Genomic DNA, 16,860 nt, shown 5'->3' with positions numbered 1-16,860 from the left:
CGAATGGAGAATGCTTGATTTGATGGGCCGGTTCCTCGTCTTTTTGGGGGGAGTGATCGTCGTAGTGCTCTTCGTGGCACTGCTCGCGCCGCTTTTCATCGACTGGACTGACTTTCGCAGGAATTTCGAAGATCAGGCAAGCCGCATCATCGGCAAGAAGGTGACGGTGCATGGCACGGTCGATGCGCGCCTTTTGCCTTTTCCATCGGTAACACTGCATGACGTGCGTGTCGGGCAGGAATCCAGCGGCCAGCCGATCGTGCAGATCGAGCAATTCGCCATGGATGCCGAACTTGCGCCTTTCCTTTCCGGCGAGGCGCTGATTTTCGATATGCGCGTCGTCAATCCGAAGCTGCGTCTCCGCCTGTTGAAGGACGGCACGCTCGATTGGATGCGCGGCAGCCGGCCGGAGATTCCTGCAAAGACCGTCGTTTTGGAAAGTGTGCATGTCACCGGCGGCGACGTGCAGTTCATCGACGATCAGTCGGGCCGCGCCCGCACCATTACGGGGTTGAACGCGGAAATGTCCGCCCGGTCGCTGGCAGGCCCCTGGCGGATCGAAGGCGATGCGGCGCTCGACGGCGAGCATGGCAGCTTTTTGATTTCCAGCGGACAGCCCGACGAAACCGGCGCGCTGCAGGTCAGGACGCAGCTGATACCCGATCAGCATCCGGTCAAAATCGATCTCGATGGTCAGCTGAAGCTGGCCGACAGAAAGCCGAATTATCAGGGCCTCATGTCGGCTGCGGTCGAGAACCGCGGCGCGGCCAAATCCGACGACAAGAATGCACTGCCGCCGCGCCTCAAGGGCCGCTTCGAACTGACCAACGAGCGCATCCGGCTTTCCGAGTACCGGATGGAAATCGGCTCAGTGGACGATCCCTATGTGATCACCGGCGAGGCGACCCTCGATACCGGCAACGCGCCCGAGTTCCTGCTGATCGCCGACGGCCAGCAGATCGATGTGAACAGGATCGGCAATCAGGGCGCAGGCGGCAAGACCGCGCGCGATCCCGGCTTGTCCGCCCGGCAGCGGCTCAATTCACTGATCAGCATCATCGCCCAGATTCCCGTGCCGCAGGTGCAGGGCAAGGCGAGCGTCAAGCTGCCGGCGATCGTTGCCGGGGACACGACCATCCGCGACGTGCAGCTCGATCTGCAGCCGGCCGGCAACGGCTGGACGATCGACAATGCCGTGGGGACGCTGCCCGGGCGCACCCAGGTGGAGGGCCAGGGCCAGCTGACGCTAAGGGGCGACCCTTCCTTCAACGGGCAGATTACCGTTGCCTCCAATCAGCCCTCGGGGCTTGCCTCCTGGCTCGCGGGTTCGGTCGACCCCGCGATCCGTCAATTGAAGCAGGCGGGCTTTTCCGCCGATGTCAGCCTGACGCATCAGCAGCAGCGCTTCAACAATCTGGAGATTGCCATCGGCCCCGCTACGCTGAAGGGCAAGCTGGAACGGCAGGCGCTGGAGAACCAGCCGCCCCTGCTGAACGTCGACCTTGCCGGCGATGCGATCGACCTCGATGCGCTGAGGGCGCTGACGGGTCTGTTCACGGGGCAGGACGCAGGCGAAAATGTGCTCGACCACAAGATTACGGCACAGCTGAAGGCGGATAAGTTCAGCGCCTTCGGCGTCGAGGCAGAGAATGTCGAGACGAGCTTTACGATCGCTGAGGGGGCGCTTGCCGTCGACAAGCTGGTCGCCAAAAATCTGGCGGGCGCCGAAATCACCGCCACCGGCCGCGCCGAAGGCTCCTTGCTCGATTACAAGGGCTCGGGGGAGATCACCTTGAAGTCCGCCGATCCGGGACCTTTCTTCACGATGCTGAAGGAGCATCTGCCGCAGCATCCGGTGATGGACCGGCTGGTGCGCAATGCCGCCTGGTACACCAACACGGCGCTGCGCGGTGCGCTGACGCTTGGCGGCGACGAGGGCGACGGGCTTGCGCTGACGCTTGCCGGCGTTTCCAACGGAAGCCGCGTGAACCTCGACTACCGCATGTCGGATCTGTTGGCGCTGACGGGCAAGGGCACGACCAATCTGGAGGCGACGCTTGAAAACAGAACGACTTCGATCCTGTTCGGGCAGGCGGGCCTCGATCCGCTTCCGGTCGAAGCTGATGCCAACGGCCGGCTCGCCCTGAAAGTCCAGGCAAGCGGTACCGATCCGGCCGATGCATCGCTGACCTTTGCGACAGACCGGACGTCTTTTACTGCGAATGGCAAGGTCGATGTCCGTCCCGGGAATTTCATGAACGGCCAGATCGGCGTCTCGCTCGAGAGCGCCGATCTCGATCCGTATCTCGTGATGAACGGCATCGCGCTGCCGCAGTTGGGAACCGGGCTGCCTTTCGGGCTGCAAACAACGGCAACCATCGATGGCGACAAGGTCGTCTTCTCCGACCTCAAGGGTCACGCCGCGGAAAATCAGTTTTCGGGTGCGCTGACGGTCAATCGCAAGACAGACAGGACGACAGCGAGTGGCGAACTTGCGCTTGACCGCGCCGATGCGACCTGGCTGGGCGAGGCCGTCTATGGCCCGATGACAGATGCTGCGACGGGCAAGTTCTCGACCGCAGTACTTGGGCAGCCGGTGTTCAAGGATATGGATGTCAACCTGAAGTTTTCGGCCAAGGAGTTCTGGCCGGGATGGTCGGCAGCCGTAACCGGTTTCACCACCAACGCTGTCTACAAGGGCGACGAACTGCAGCTCAACGACATGAAGGGCGGCTGGGACGGCGGCAAGCTTTCCGGCAACCTGCTTTTCACCAATGCCGAGGGCACCGGCTTCTTCCAAACGAAGCTTTCGCTTTCCGATTCCGATCTCGCCGGCGTCGTCTGGCCGCGCGACGGCGCGCCGGTTGCGAACGGCAAGTTCGGGCTTTCTCTCGGTATGGAAGCTTCCGGTAAGACGATGACGGACCTAGTGAGCTCGCTCACGGGCTCCGGCGAGCTGCGGCTTGGCGAGACCACCGTGCGCGGGCTGAACCTTGCGATCCTGCCGCCGCTACTTTCTGCAACGGATCCGATGCAGGACCAGCTCAATGCCGGAAAGATACATCCGATCGTCGAAACGCTGCTCAACAATGGAGAGGCGAAACTTCCGCCGACGGGCATTCCGTTCAACATCACCGACGGCGTGCTCCGCGTGCAGAACGTCACCGTTGCCAACGAACTCGCCAAGGTCACCGGCAATGCGCAACTCAGCCTGCCGCAGGAGCGCATCAACGCATCGCTGAACATCACTCTCAATCCGGGCGAGGAAGCGCTTGCAGGCGCGGAGCCCGCGCTGCGGCTCAACTATTCCGGATTGCTCGCATCGCCCGGCCGGACGATGGACGTAACCGATCTTGCCGGATATCTGTCGCTTCGTGCATTCGAACGCGAACGCCGGCGTGTCGAGCGGCTACAGTCGAACGTCCTGGAAAAGCAGCGGCTGCGGCGCGAGGTGGCGCTTTACAAGTACAACGATGCGGAACGCGCAAGAGCCGCGGCGATCGAGGCGCAGCGCAGGGCCGAAGAGGAGCGCCTGCGCGCGCTTGCCGCGGAAGCTGCGCGGCAAAAGGCCGAGGCGGAGGCGAAGGCCAAAGCGGAGGCTGAAGCAAAGGCGAAGGCGGAGGCCGAGGCGAACGCCGCTGCTGAGGAGGCGGCGCGCCGCGCGCAGCAGCTCAACCAGCCGCCACCGATAACCGGCAACCGGCTGAATTTCGATGCCTTGCCGGGCGTGCCGTTGCCGCAGTAAAGGCTCTCTCTAGCTGCGGTTTTTCAACCAGCTCAAGACATGGATCCGCAGCGCGGAGGAGAGGTTGCTTTCCGGCTCTCTCCGGTCGTCGATTTCGGATATGAGGGCCGCAAGCGGAATGGTGCGGGCTGTGGCGATCGCTTTCAGCTCGGCCCAGAATTCGTCTTCCAGCGAGAAGCTGGTGCGGTGTCCATGCAGGCTGGCGGAATGCTTGCGGATCATCGTGCTTTCCGCAGGCCGTTTTCGCGGAGTTGACAGATTGAGGGAGGAAATACCGCCAAGCGATTGACTGCGAATTCTTTTCGGCCCGTCTGCGCCGTCATTCGCCGCCTTCGTCCTTTTCGATCCGGCCCTGTCGGTGTGCTTTTTCGGCCTTCTCGTTCAGCGCTTTGGTCAGCTGCTTCTCGGTCTTGGTGCGGCCGAAACGGATACGATTCTGCTCGGCCTGTTTGTCCTTTTCGGAACGGGCCTGCTTCTTCTTGAACTGGCGGAGATTAACGATTTCTGCGCTCATGGCTTGCCTCCGTCCGGCTGGAAAAGGGCACATGAAAAAGGGAAGCGTCTGCTTCCCTTGGTCTTTACTGCTTCTTGCGGAAGGCGTCGAGCGACACGACGGATCCCGGCTTCTTCTCGTCACCCTCTGCGGGTTTTGCCGCGGGGACTTCCTCGCCTTTTTCGGGTGCGACCGGATAGGCGGTGATTTCGGCCGCGGGAACTTCCTCGCCGTCTGCCAGCGGCACGTCGAATTCAAGTTCGAAATTGACCGAAGGGTCATAGAAGCCACGGATGGCATTGAAGGGGATGACCAGCTTTTCGGGCACGTCGGAGAAGGAAAGGCCGATCTCGAACAGCGATTCGGTGATCTTCAGATCCCAGAACTGGTGCTGGATCACGATGGTCATCTGCTCCGGATACTTGGATTTCAGATGCTGCGAGATGCGGACGCCGGGTGCACCGGTCAGAAACGTAATGAAGAAATGATGGTCGCCGGGCAAGCGGCCCGTCGTTGCGACTTCGGACAAGACCTTGCGGATCACGCCACGCAGCGCGTCCTGTGCCAGAATGTCGTAGCGGATGTGGTCCTGCCCCATACTTTTCCTGTCTTTCTTTGGTTCGGAAGTCTTTTCACAAGGGTATATGCCATGTCCGGCGCGCCTTGGGAAAGGCTAAGCGTCCGAGTCAGCTTCACAAACAGCATACATGATTTGGGCGGCAGGGAGAAGGTGAAGGCTTCTGTTGCCAGGTGCCTTCGGACCCCGCCTTAGAGGTGCTAACCAAAAGGGCTTAGAGCGGAATTCCCGCACCGCCGATTAGGCAGCGAGACGCATATTCCTTAGCGTTGTTGTCGTTTGCAACTACACTTGTGACCCGATAACGGCGGTATCAATGCCGAGCAAAAAGTCGATCTTTACACCCTTGTCGATCCTGTTTCGCCCCCATCAAAAGCCAGCCTCGTGAACCGGCTGTTTTTGGTGGAGGCGCCGGGTACCGCCCCCGGGTCCAATAGGTTTATTACACCGCTCATTTATCGCCATAGCCGGTCCGAAAACCGGCAAGGCTGATATAGTGTTTTCCGAAGCGCATGGAAAGGGGATACGTCACAAAACCGTTGCAGGCAGCATGAGAATTGCCGGGATAAGCCTCCGCACGGTTGGTTTCAGCGGCAGAAACGCCTAAATTGGGCGAACGGAATCGGCCGCGACCATGTGATCGCACACGGGGAGACACGGATGCTGCGTCATCCTGAACATCAATATCTAGACATCATGTCCCATCTGCTGGAGAAGGGCGATCGGCGGATGGATCGCACCGGCGAGGGCACGCTTTCGACGTTCGGCGCGATGATGCGCTTCGATCTTTCGGACGGCAGCTTCCCGGCGTTTACGACCAAGAAGGTCTTCTGGAAGACGGCGGTGAAGGAGATGCTCTGGTTTCTGACCGGGCAGACGAACATCCAGTCGCTGCTCAAGGAAAACGTCAAGATATGGACGGACTGGCCGCTTGCTGCGTACCGCAAGGCGACGGGCGAGGAGATATCCCAGCGTGCTCGAAAAGCGCGTTCTCGAAGACGACGCTTTCGCGGCGAAATGGGGCGATCTCGGACCGGTCTACGGCAAGCAGTGGAGGCGGTGGCTTGACCGGAACGGGGTGAGCCGATCAGATCAGGCATCATCCATAGCCTCAAGACCAATCCGACGAGCCGGCGCATGCTGTTCCACGCCTGGAATGTGGGCGAGATGGATCAGATGGCGCTTCCGCCGTGCCATATGACCTATCAGTTTCACGTTTCCGGACTGCAGCGCGGCAGCGGTCGGCCGCAGCTTTCCATGCTCGTCAACCAGCGCTCCTGCGAGATCTTCCTCGGCGCGCCGTTCAATATATGCCAGCAGGCAGCATTGCTTGCGATGGTCGCCCAGCAGGTGCAAATGGATCGGGGTGAACTCATCTGGGTCGGAGGCGATACGCATCTCTACCTGAACCACCTCGATCAGGCCGAAGAGCAGCTTGCGCGCAAGCCCATGCCCTTTCCCAAGCTGGTGCTGACGCGCGAGCCCGACGGGATCGACGGTTATCGGATCGACGATTTCGAGGTCGTAGGATATCAGTCGCACGATCGGATTGATGCCCCGGTCGCCGTCTGACGGACGATTGTCCTAGCGGACCGAGCGCTTGCCGTTGCGATCGGCAAGTGCTTGCTGACTTGCGTGAAGCTCGTTCATGACGTCCGCGAGCCGGCTTGCCTCCTGCTCGTCCAACCCGTCGAGGATCTGTCCGCCGAACGACGCAGGCGACTCCGCGACGTGGTCCCAAACGATCCATTGATTCATCGGGTCGCAGAATCACGTCAAATCGAGGCATCGCATTCATCATTCACATCAGCCTTCCGTCATCTTTCCGGATTAGGCCGACAGCCGTTTAACAGACGCTTTCCGAACCGACCGAGCGTGCGTTCCTTGCGTTTCACGGGGATGATCGGAAAGCCCATAAAATGCCAGGCGAATGCCGTGCCCAGGCCTGTCGTTACCGGAGAACCGGCCTTGCCGCCTGTGACAACCCACGCGAAAAGCCCCGCCGCCATGGCGACGATGACGAGGTCGATGCGGCTCGGCCGATTGTTCTGCGCGGATCTGTTTCCCATAAAACTCAACTTAACGTAGCATTTTCTGGAGTAAAATTGAAACGTGCGGCGTGGTTTACGAATTGCTTATGCTGCGTTGCGATATCTCGCATTCGGACATGCCCGCAGGCGTGGGGATTTTATCGAGCGTCACTTGCTTGTTGGCCCGCCCGACGGTAGATCCGGCGGGGCCAAGCCGTCACTTCAACCTCAGGAAGTTCATGTCCGACATCAGAAAGACCATCGTCGTTGCCGTGGCCGAGAATGGCGTCATTGGACGCGACGGCGATATGCCCTGGCGGCTTTCGACCGATCTCAAGCGCTTCAAGGCAATGACGCTCGGCAAGCCGCTACGTGGTCGGGCGCAAGACATATGAGAGTTTTGGCAAGCCGCTGCCCGGGCGCCCGCATGTCGGTGATTTCCCGGCACGCGACGATCGAGCAATCGGAAGTGACAATGGCGCGTTCTTTTCCCGAGGCGATCGGGATTGCCGAAAGGCTGGCGCGCGAGACTGACCAGACCGAGATCATCATCGCCGGCGGCGGAGAAATCTATGCGCAGGCAATGGCGCTTGCAGACCGGATGTGCGTCACGCATGTGCAAACCCATGTTGCGGGCGACACATCCTTCCCTTCGATCGACCCTGCCGCCTGGATGGTAATTGAAGAAATCGATGTGCCGGCAGGGGAAAAGGACAATTATCCGACGCGCTTCGTCGTCTATGAGCGCCGCAGCGCCTGAAAACGAAATATTTATCAATAAATATCACCAAGTTCTTCATGCCGCGTTGAAAGCAGCTGCGGCGATACCTATAACGGTCACAATCGCTTAAAGCCTGCCGCCCCCGCGGGCACGATGCGATTGGGAGTTTAACGAACAACGAGGTTTTGATGCCCTGGAGCAATCAGAATGGCGGCGGCGGCCCATGGGGCGGCGGCGGCGGTAATAATCAGGGACCATGGGGGCAGGGGCCGAACCGCCCGCGCGGCGGCCGGGGCGGGCCGCCCGATCTGGAAGATATCATCCGGCGCGGCCAGGATCAGCTCCGCAACATCGTACCCGGCGGTTTCAACGGCGGCGTGGCAGTGATTATTGCCGGCGGTTCTCGTCGTCTTCTGGCTTTTCCAATGCATCTACATCGTCCAGCCGGACGAGCGTGGTGTCGAGCTTCGCTTTGGCCAGCCGAAGGAAGAGATTTCGACGCCGGGGCTGCATTTCCACTTCTGGCCGATGGAAACCGTCGAGATCGTCAAGGTGACGGTGCAGCAGCAGAATATCGGCTCGACGTCGGCCTCGTCTTCGACAGGTCTCATGCTGTCGGGCGACCAGAACATCCTGAACGTCGAGTTCTCGGTCTTCTTCACCGTGATCGATCCCAAGGCCTATCTCTTCAACGTCGAAAACCCGGCCGAAACGCTGCAGCAGGTGGCTGAAAGCGCCATGCGCGAAATCATTGGCCGGCGCCCGGCGCAGGATGCCTTCCGCAACAACCGCCAGCCGATCGAAACGGAGGTTGCCGCCATCGTGCAGGGCACGATGGACCGTTCAATGCGGGCATGGCGGTAACCGCGGTCACCATTCAGGACGTGGCGCCGCCGCGCGATGTCGCCGATGCCTTCGAAGAGGTGCAGCGCGCCGAACAGGACAAGCAACGCCTCGTCGAAGAAGCGAACCAGTATGCCAACCAGAAGCTCGGCCAGGCACGAGGCGACGCGGCCCAGATTCGGCGAAGCAGCGGCTGCCTACAAGGACCGTGTCGTCAAGGAAGCGGACGGTGAAGGCGCAGCGATTCACTGCCATCAACGAAGAAGATCTCGAAGGCTCCCGAAGTGACCCGCAAGCGCCTGTTTCTCGAGACGATGGAACAGGTGCTGAAGAATTCCAAGAAGGTCGTGATCGATGAGAAGCAGGGGATCGTTCCCTATCTGCTGCTCAACGAGATCGGCAAACCGGCACAGCAGGGAGGTTGAGCCATGACATCGAACAGACTTCCCGTCATCATCATCCTGCTCGCCGTTGTGCTTGTCATCGCTTATTCCTCGGTCTTCGTGGTCAATGCGCGCGAGCAGGCAATCGTCGTGCGCTTCGGCCAGATCCAGTCGGTGAAGACGGAGCCGGGCATCTACTTCAAGCTGCCTCTCGCCTTCATGGATGCCGATCGCGTCCAGATCGTCGAGAAGCAGGCGCTGCGCTTCGACCTTGACAATATTCGCGTCCAGGTTCGCGGCGGTTCGACGTTCGACGTCGATGCTTTCGTGATCTACGACATCAAGGACGTGCGCAAGCTTCCGCGAGACGGTATCGGGCGACCGCGAGGCCGCCGAAGCGCGACTTCGCACACAGCTCGATTTGTCGCTCCGCCGTGTCTACGGTCTGCGCGACTTTGATGCCGCCCTTTCGGACGAGCGCGTGGCGATGATGCTCGAAGTGCGCGACGACTTGCATGGCGACGCCGAAAATCTCGGCATCAATATCCAGGACGTGCGTATCCGCCGGACCGACCTCTACTCAGCAGGTGGCGCCGCAGACTTATGGCCGCATGCGGGCCGAGCGTCTCGCCGAGGCCGAGCCGCCGCGCGCGCAAGGCACCGAAGAGGGCCAGCGGCGTCGGGCTATCGCCGATCGCCAGGTGGTCGAGATCACGGCGGAAGCCCAGCGCGATGCGGAAATCATCCGCGGTCAGGGCGATGCCGAGCGCAACCGCATCTTCGCCGACATCCTTCGGCAAGGATCCGTCGTTCTTCGAGTTCTACCGCTCGATGGCGGCCTATTCCTCCGCGCTGTCGTCCCAGGATACGACGCTGGTGCTGTCGCCGAATACGGAATTCTTCCGGTATTTCGACAATTCCAACGGGACGACGCCTCCGGCTCCACCTCAAGCCCCGGCACCTGCGGTCCCATCAAACTGACGCATCCGGATGCAGGATTTCCTGACAGGAATCGCATTCTTTCTCATCATCGAGGGGCTGGTCTACGCACTGGCCCCTCGTTTTCTTGTCGAGATGGCCCGGCTGCTTCCAACGGTTCCGGAGCGCCAGCTACGCATCTTCGGACTTGGCGCCGTCGTGCTTGGTGTCGTGCTTGTCTGGTTCGTCAGACGCTGACGCAGATTGCACGGGATTTCGCGAAAAGGTGATTTCACGCTCCATCATTCCGCCCTATGTTGATGGTCAGACTGCCGCTTTGACCCCATAAGAGGAAGCTTGATGGCCCCCACGACACGCCCGACCTTCAGACGATCGCTCGCTCTTCGTGGCCGGTGTTGCACTTCTGGCAAATATTGGTCTTACCGGCGCTGCTGAAGCGCAGAGCACGCCTCCGTTGAATGGTCCGGCCTCTGTCGCCGATCTTGCTGAAGGGCTTCTCGATGCGGTGGTGAACATCTCCACCTCGCAGAACATCAAGGGCGATGAAGGTGCCGGCCCGGCGCCGCGCGCACCGGACGGCTCGCCGTTCCAGGAATTCTTCAACGACTTCTTCAATAAGCAGCAGGGCGGCCAGGGCGGCAACCACAATGTCAGCTCGCTCGGCTCCGGCTTCGTCATCGATCCATCGGGTTATATCGTCACCAACAACCACGTGATCGAGGGCGCAGACGACATCGAGGTGAATTTCGCCAATGGCACCAAGCTGAAAGCCAAGCTCATCGGAACGGACACGAAGACTGATCTTTCGGTGCTGAAGGTCGAACCGAGGACGCCGCTGACGGCTGTGAAGTTTGGTGATTCCAGCGACATGCGCATCGGCGACTGGGTCATGGCGATCGGCAATCCGTTTGGTTTCGGCGGGTCGGTGACCGTCGGCATCATTTCCGGCCGCGGCCGCAATATCAACGCAGGCCCGTACGACAACTTCATCCAGACCGATGCGGCGATCAACAAGGGCAATTCCGGCGGTCCGCTCTTCAACATGAAGGGCGAGGTGATCGGTATCAACACGGCGATCATTTCGCCGAGCGGCGGTTCGATCGGTATCGGCTTTTCGGTGCCTTCGGAGCTTGCTGCGGGCGTGGTCAACCAGCTTCGCGAATTCGGAGAAACGCGCCGCGGCTGGCTCGGCGTGCGCATCCAGCCGGTCACCGACGACGTGGCCGACAGCCTGGGTCTCGATACCGCCAAGGGTGCGCTCGTCGCCGGTGTCATCAAGGGCGGGCCGGTCGACAACGGTTCGATCAAGGCGGGCGACGTCATCCTGAAATTCGACGGCAAGCCGGTCAATGAGATGCGCGACCTACCGCGTGTCGTAGCCGAAAGCCCAGTCGGCAAGGAAGTGGACGTCGTGGTGCTGCGTGACGGCAAGGAGCAGACTGTCAAGGTGACGCTCGGTCGTCTGGAGGATAGCGATCAGGCCGCTTCCAACGACGCTGATACCTCTCCGGATGGTGTGATCAATCCTGATCCGGAGGAGAACGACGACATGGACGAGCCGAATCCCGATCAGGATCAGGTCCAGCCGGCACCCGACGGCAAGGGCCAGACCGATCAGCAGGCGCCGGGTGACGCCCGATGCCAGGACGCCGAAGGATGTGCTCGGCCTCTCGCTGTCGCAGCTCAGCCCCGAAATCCGCAAGACCTTCGGCATTGCGGAAAGCGTGGACGGCGTCGTGGTGACGGAGGTGGCGCCCGGCTCGCGCGGCCGCCTGAAAAGGGCCTGAAGGCCGGCGACGTGATCGTCGAGGTCGCCCAGGAGTTCATGAAGTCGCCGGATGCCGTGGCTGCGAAAGTGCAGTCGTTGAAGCAGGAAGGCCGCCGCAACGCGCAGCTGATGATCGCCTCGGCAAACGGCGATCTGCGATTCATCGCAGTGCCAATGGAATAACAAAGTGCGGAATGGCTGATCCTTTCAGGAACTGCTGAACCGCTCCGCACCGGTGTCTGCGCCAGTGACGACGACACGACAACAGCACGACATTCTCCTGTCTCTGTCGTGCATGGGTAATCGGTGTCAGACGATCTTTCGTTCCCATTGCTGACGGCTGATCGCATAGAGCACGTGGCGTTTCAGATGCGGATGCGTGTCGGGAATGCGGGGATGATCGAAATCGCGGGCCGGATCGTGGTGCAGGCCAAGTCGGCGCATGACGGCGGTCGAACGATGATTGTCCGCTACCGCAAAAGAGACGATTTCGGAAGGATTGAACTGGGTGCAAACCATGGCGAAGTGATGCTTCTCCCGCTTCCGTCACATATCCGTTGCCCCAATGCCGTTTGGCAAGACGCCAGCCGATTTCGATGGTGCCTGCCGGGAGGAACGGTTCGAGTTCGGGCCTCCAGAGGCCGCAAAAGCCGATCGGCTCATCGGTTTCCTTCAGTGCCATGGCATAGAAACCAAGCCCGGCCGTGGCGATGGCATTGCGGATATTTTCCAGCATCGAATCTGCTTCGGCGCGGTCGCGGCGAAAGGCGAAGAATTCCATCACGTCAGGATCGGAATTGATCTCGTGGAAAAGCGGCCGGTCCGCATCTGTCCAATTGCGCAAAAGCAGGCGGTCCGTCGTCGCGATCACGGTCATGGCGTCAACAAAATCCGTCTTCCGGTAGCCCTGGATATAAAGCAGGGCGGTCAGATCGCCGTGGTTGATGCGCATTTTCGCTTCGGCGGCGACGGTGGGTTTGGCGTGCAGGGCGACGCCGGAGCCGGCGAGGTGGATCATGCCGAGATCGTTGGCGCCGTCGCCGACGGCGATTGCTTCTTCGGTGGAGATACCGAGCCTTGCGGAAATTTCGCTGAGTGCATCCACCTTCGCCTGCTTGCCGAGGATCGGCTCGGCCACGAAGCCGGAGAGCAAGGCTCCCTCTTCAAGAAGAATGTTGGCGCGGTTTTCGTGGAAGCCCAGAGTTGCGGCGATCCGGCTGGTGAAGACGGTGAAGCCGCCGGAGACTAGGGCGGTGTAATAGCCCTTCGATTTCATCGTGGCGATCAATTCCGGGCCGCCGGGCGTCAGCGTGATGCGCTTGGCGATAACCTCGTCGATAACTGAAACCGGCAGGCCTTTCAGGAGTGCAACGCGTTCGCGCAGTGCGGGTTCGAAAGCGATCTCGCCGTTCATGGCGCGGGCGGTAATCGCGGCGACCTTGTCCTTAAGGCCGACTTCGGCTGCGAGCTCGTCAATGCACTCCTGCCCGATCATCGTCGAATCCATGTCGGCGATCAGCAGTTTCTTGCGGCGCGTATCGGCCTCCTGGACGACCAGATCGATCGGTGCGCTGGCGATGGCCGCGAGGATAATCGCCTCCGCCGCTTGCGGATCGGTGCCGTCGCGAAGGGCGATATCGCAGGCGATGCCGTCTGCCAGCCAGTAGAGCCCGGATGCCGTCACGGTTTCGGCGGCCTGTTCGGCAAGCCTCGGCGTGAGAACGGGATTTGACGGATTGGCAACAAGCGTGGCAACGAGAGCCATATGGAAAACCTTCTGAGCGCAACAAGTGCGATCCTGATAACCGGGCCGACCGCCAGCGGCAAGTCCGCGCTTGCCGTGGAACTGGCGAAACGCTACGGCGGCGCTGTCATCAACGCCGACAGCATGCAGGTCTACGGCACGCTGCGCATCCTGACGGCGCGGCCGTCCGAGGCGGAGATGCAGGGCGTGCCACATCATCTGTACGGCCATGTGCCAGCAGGCGCTGCCTATTCGACGGGGACCTGGTTGCGGGATGTTACGGCATTGCTGCCCAGTCTGCGTGCCAAGGGACAGTTGCCGGTGTTCGTCGGCGGGACAGGGCTTTATTTCAAGGCGCTGACAGGCGGCCTGTCGGATATGCCGGCGATACCGGAAAACATCCGCAACCGGCTACGGGCGCGCCTGCTGAATGACGGCGCCGAAGCGCTGCATGCCGATCTCGCCAAGCTCGATCCGGCCGCTGCCGGCAGTCTCAGCATCCAGGACGGGCAACGCATCGTGCGTGCCTTGGAGGTGGTGGAGGCAACGGGGCAATCGATCCTGCGCTTCCAAGGGCAGGCGGGGCCGCTGATCGTCGATCCGGCGCGTGCGGAAAAGATCATCGTCCTGCCGGAACAGCGCCATGCTCCACCAGCGCATCAACGGGCGCTTCGAAAAGATGCTGGAGCAGGGTGCGGAAGATGAGGTCAAGTCGCTGCTGGCACTCGGCCTTTCATCGGAAATGCCGGCCATGAAGGCGATCGGCGTTTCGCAGATTGCAGCCATGCTGAAGGGCGAGATGACGCGCAGCGAAGTGATCGAGAAGGGTGCTGCCGCGACACGGCAATATGCCAAGCGGCAGATGACCTGGTTTCGCAATCAGATGGACGAGAGCTGGAAGCGCCTGACATCGCCGCAGCCGTGATCAGGGCGTAAGCTTCAAGTCGGTGAGCTGGTTATCATCATTACGAACGGCCAGGAGATGTCATGAACAATTTTCTCGCAAAGACGCTTGCTTCCATCAATGCCCTGATTGCAATCGTCATTTTGGCCTTCTTCACGCTGTCCGGCGCAACCGCCGCCTCGGCTCAAGTCGGGTCCGGAATGTTCGTGATCGGAGCGATTTTCGGCGCGATCGCCGGCATCGTGGTCGCCGCCCTGGTCTGCGGAACGATCGCCTTTCTGACGCTGATAGAGCGCCACCTGAGTGTCATTGCCGCTGCAGCCAGGCAATCTAAGGGGCAATGAGGCCTCAATCCTTGTTATGGAGGCTCCTGAGCGGCTTCTTGAGAATGCTCTCGCGGAGCGACATGCCGGGTTCGCGGTGCGGGCTGGCAGCCGGGTCTTGAGAGAACACCGGCCGCTGCGACGTCGTCTCCTCGCGGCGCATCTCTCGCCGGAGAGCTTCCAGGCGGCTATCCAAAGATGGCTGCGGCGGTGCGGTTTGCGGCCCGCGCGGCGCATGGCTGCGCGGCAGCATGTCCGGCCTGTAGGAATCGGTCGGCGCCAGCGGCGGCGCAGAGACGGATGCCGGATAGGGAGCATCCTCCGACGGCTCTTCGTCGTCGAAAAGCATGTCGCTCTGCGCGGCACTGTAGCTTTGCTGGAAAGACGAAATATCCGGCCCGCCGCTGACGGCGCGCATGCGCGTCACGATCTTGCGCAGATCGACCGTATCGGGATCCTCGTCGGAATGCTTGGCGGTCGCCCCGTTCGCCTTCGGAAGCAGATGCTGCTCGACGCGCGAAAAGCGCATGCGCATCGGCACGCTGATCGCCTCGCCGAAGGCGATCGCTTCGCCGTTGCCGATCGAGGAAATGAAGCTCGTCGTCGAGATCGACGAATTCGGGATTGCCGAGCGGATGATGTCCTGGTCGCGATCGTTGGCAAGGCGCATGGCAAACAGCGTTGAGCACTGTGAGAGGATCGTCTGGTCGAGTTCGCCGGGGCGTTGCGTGATGATGCCGAGCGAGACGCCGTACTTGCGGCCTTCCTTGGCGATGCGAGCGATGGCCTGGCGCGTCGGGATGAAGCCGAGGTTCGGATCGGCCGGAACATAGCGGTGCGCTTCTTCGCAGACGACGAGCATATGGACAGCGCCGTCGCTCCAGAGCCCGATTTCGAAGGCCATGCGGCACAGGACGGAGGCGACCGAGTTCACCACTTCCGACGGGATACCGGAAAGCTGGAACGTGCAGATCGGCCGGTCGTCGCCAGGAATGCGGAATATCTGCGCCACGGTGTCCATGATCGTGTCGCTGATCGTGTTGTTGGAGAACATGAAGTGGTAGCGCGGATCGTTGATCGCCGCGATGATGCGCATCTTCAACGAGCGCAGGAAGGGCTTCTCGGCGCGGCCTTCGAGACGGCCGATGCGCTCGTCGATAAGCGCCAGCAGGTCGGCCATACGGTAGGGGACCGGCGTGTCGGCGGTGATCGAGCTCTTCTCGGTGGTGCGGCGGACGAGAGAATTGTCGCTGCCGCGAAAGGCGCGCTTGGCGTCAGGCATGATGTCGCGAAGCATGTCGAGTTCCTCAGGCACTGGCGCGCGGCCGCGGAAGACGACTTCTGCGAATTCTTCAAGCCGCATCAGCCAGAAGGGCAGGTCGAGCGTGTCGGTATCGATGACGACCGAATGCTTCGGGAAAGCGGCGGCGAATTCGTTGTGCGGATCGAGGATCAGGACGCGCAACTTCGGATCGGCTTCGATCGCCTTGTGCAAAAGCAGCGAGACGGCCGTGGATTTGCCGACGCCCGTGGAGCCGACGATGGCGAAATGCTTGGAAAGCATCGAGGGGATGTGAATCGCCGCATCGATGCTTTCGTCCTGGGTGAGGTTGCCGATGACCGCCGTCGTCCCGGTGCCTGCGTCGTAGATGCGCATCAGATCGGCGGCGCGGATGCGGTGCGCAATGGCGCCGAGATGGGGATAGCGTGAGATGCCGGTCGAGAATTCCTCGCGGCCGTTTTCCTCGACGCGGACTTCGCCGAGCAGCTCGGTCTCGATCCTGAAATAGTTGTCCTCTCCCTCGCCCCAGCCATGCGTGCCAGTGTTCATGGCGTAAACGAGGGCGACGACGCGGTTTCGGCCCGACGCTGATCGAAATCAAACGGCCGACGGACCATAGTTCGGTGAGATCGGTGCCGCCGGCCTCTGCGACGGCGGCGATGGTCGCGCGTGAGCCGCTGCACGCGACGACGCGGCCGAGGAAGCGATTCCCGGGGGTTAGATTGTCGCGGCGATCCTGATCGCTGGCTTTGCCTGACGTTTGCAAGTCGTTGTTGAGCAACGGCCTACTCCCTGCGTTAGCAGGCGATCATATGATTTATCCTTTAACAAAACCCTTCGGGCCTCTTGTATTTTAACGGGATAACCGGCGCTACATCTTTTAGCGCGCACCGATTTTTTATTTCGGGAAGCGTTGACGCTGTGAAATTTTCTGTCTATCAATTGCGCCCATGAAAATCGCAGCAGTTCTTATTGTGGTGGGAAAGCGCATGGGCAGGATGGTGTAGCCATCCGGCGATAGCCACCCATGCGCTAGTTGACAGGCTCCCTCTGGGGCCTTTTTTTATGCCTGAAATCCAGGCCTCCGCACCGAAGACCTCAATTCCAG

7 protein-coding genes, 1 other RNA gene and 9 pseudogenes are annotated in these 16,860 nt (G+C 61.0%); 9 read left to right on the top strand and 8 right to left on the bottom strand.

Features of this window, described 5'->3' with window-relative positions:
- Window positions 1–19 precede the first annotated feature (19 nt).
- Window positions 20–3,745 (top strand): AsmA family protein, encoded by a 3,726-nt coding sequence (locus tag ACW4PC_RS08260; protein WP_455873642.1) that lies wholly within the window; start codon window positions 20–22, stop codon window positions 3,743–3,745.
- Between the two features lie 9 nt (window positions 3,746–3,754).
- On the opposite strand, the gene ACW4PC_RS08255 is transcribed toward ACW4PC_RS08260, so the two are convergent.
- The 4 genes from ACW4PC_RS08255 to ssrA form a co-directional block, all read right to left on the bottom strand.
- Entirely contained in the window at window positions 3,755–3,967 is a 213-nt protein-coding gene (locus tag ACW4PC_RS08255) for a ribbon-helix-helix domain-containing protein (protein WP_455873446.1), read from the bottom strand.
- Window positions 3,968–4,064: 97 nt separating this feature from the next.
- Entirely contained in the window at window positions 4,065–4,259 is a 195-nt protein-coding gene (locus tag ACW4PC_RS08250; RefSeq protein WP_455873445.1) for a DUF4169 family protein, read from the bottom strand.
- A 64-nt stretch (window positions 4,260–4,323) separates the two neighbouring features.
- Entirely contained in the window at window positions 4,324–4,836 is a 513-nt protein-coding gene (locus ACW4PC_RS08245) for an SspB family protein (RefSeq protein ID WP_455873444.1), read from the bottom strand.
- A gap of 131 nt (window positions 4,837–4,967) precedes the next feature.
- Window positions 4,968–5,338: a transfer-messenger RNA gene (gene ssrA / locus ACW4PC_RS08240) on the bottom strand.
- A 137-nt stretch (window positions 5,339–5,475) separates the two neighbouring features.
- Between ssrA and thyA the strand changes: the two are divergent.
- Window positions 5,476–6,387: pseudogene (gene thyA, locus ACW4PC_RS08235) on the top strand (thymidylate synthase).
- A gap of 12 nt (window positions 6,388–6,399) precedes the next feature.
- Here thyA and ACW4PC_RS08230 read toward each other — a convergent pair.
- Complete coding sequence (locus ACW4PC_RS08230) at window positions 6,400–6,573, bottom strand: hypothetical protein (protein ID WP_455873443.1); 174 nt, start codon at window positions 6,571–6,573, stop codon at window positions 6,400–6,402.
- A gap of 511 nt (window positions 6,574–7,084) precedes the next feature.
- Here ACW4PC_RS08230 and ACW4PC_RS08225 point away from each other — a divergent pair.
- The 5 genes and pseudogenes from ACW4PC_RS08225 (at window position 7,085) to ACW4PC_RS08205 (ending at window position 11,682) form a co-directional block, all read left to right on the top strand.
- Window positions 7,085–7,605 (top strand): annotated as a pseudogene (locus ACW4PC_RS08225) (dihydrofolate reductase).
- 149 nt (window positions 7,606–7,754) lie between these two features.
- A pseudogene (hflK, locus tag ACW4PC_RS08220) lies at window positions 7,755–8,834 on the top strand (FtsH protease activity modulator HflK).
- 3 nt (window positions 8,835–8,837) lie between these two features.
- Window positions 8,838–9,773 (top strand): annotated as a pseudogene (gene hflC, locus ACW4PC_RS08215) (protease modulator HflC).
- Window positions 9,774–9,782: 9 nt separating this feature from the next.
- Window positions 9,783–9,968 carry a DUF2065 domain-containing protein gene (locus ACW4PC_RS08210; protein WP_022714421.1) on the top strand — a complete coding sequence of 62 codons (186 nt, stop codon included), beginning with the start codon at window positions 9,783–9,785 and terminating at the stop codon, window positions 9,966–9,968.
- 102 nt (window positions 9,969–10,070) lie between these two features.
- A pseudogene (locus ACW4PC_RS08205) lies at window positions 10,071–11,682 on the top strand (DegQ family serine endoprotease).
- 126 nt (window positions 11,683–11,808) lie between these two features.
- On the opposite strand, the pseudogene ACW4PC_RS08200 reads toward ACW4PC_RS08205, so the two are convergent.
- Window positions 11,809–12,376, bottom strand: a pseudogene (locus ACW4PC_RS08200) (GNAT family N-acetyltransferase).
- Window positions 12,377–12,382: 6 nt separating this feature from the next.
- Window positions 12,383–13,264: pseudogene (gene serB, locus ACW4PC_RS08195) on the bottom strand (phosphoserine phosphatase SerB); the annotation flags it as partial.
- Between serB and miaA the strand changes: the two are divergent.
- Both miaA and ACW4PC_RS08185 read left to right on the top strand, forming a co-directional pair.
- Window positions 13,265–14,168: pseudogene (miaA, locus tag ACW4PC_RS08190) on the top strand (tRNA (adenosine(37)-N6)-dimethylallyltransferase MiaA). It begins immediately after the preceding pseudogene.
- 62 nt (window positions 14,169–14,230) lie between these two features.
- Window positions 14,231–14,491 carry a hypothetical protein gene (locus ACW4PC_RS08185; RefSeq protein ID WP_455873442.1) on the top strand — a complete coding sequence of 87 codons (261 nt, stop codon included), beginning with the start codon at window positions 14,231–14,233 and terminating at the stop codon, window positions 14,489–14,491.
- 4 nt (window positions 14,492–14,495) lie between these two features.
- Here ACW4PC_RS08185 and ACW4PC_RS08180 read toward each other — a convergent pair.
- Window positions 14,496–16,533: pseudogene (locus ACW4PC_RS08180) on the bottom strand (ATP-binding protein).
- Between the last annotated feature and the right edge of the window lie 327 nt (window positions 16,534–16,860).

This window comes from Rhizobium yanglingense, from assembly GCF_977109285.1.
Note: the sequence above shows the minus strand (reverse complement) of the source record. Positions and strands in the feature narration are given on the sequence as shown.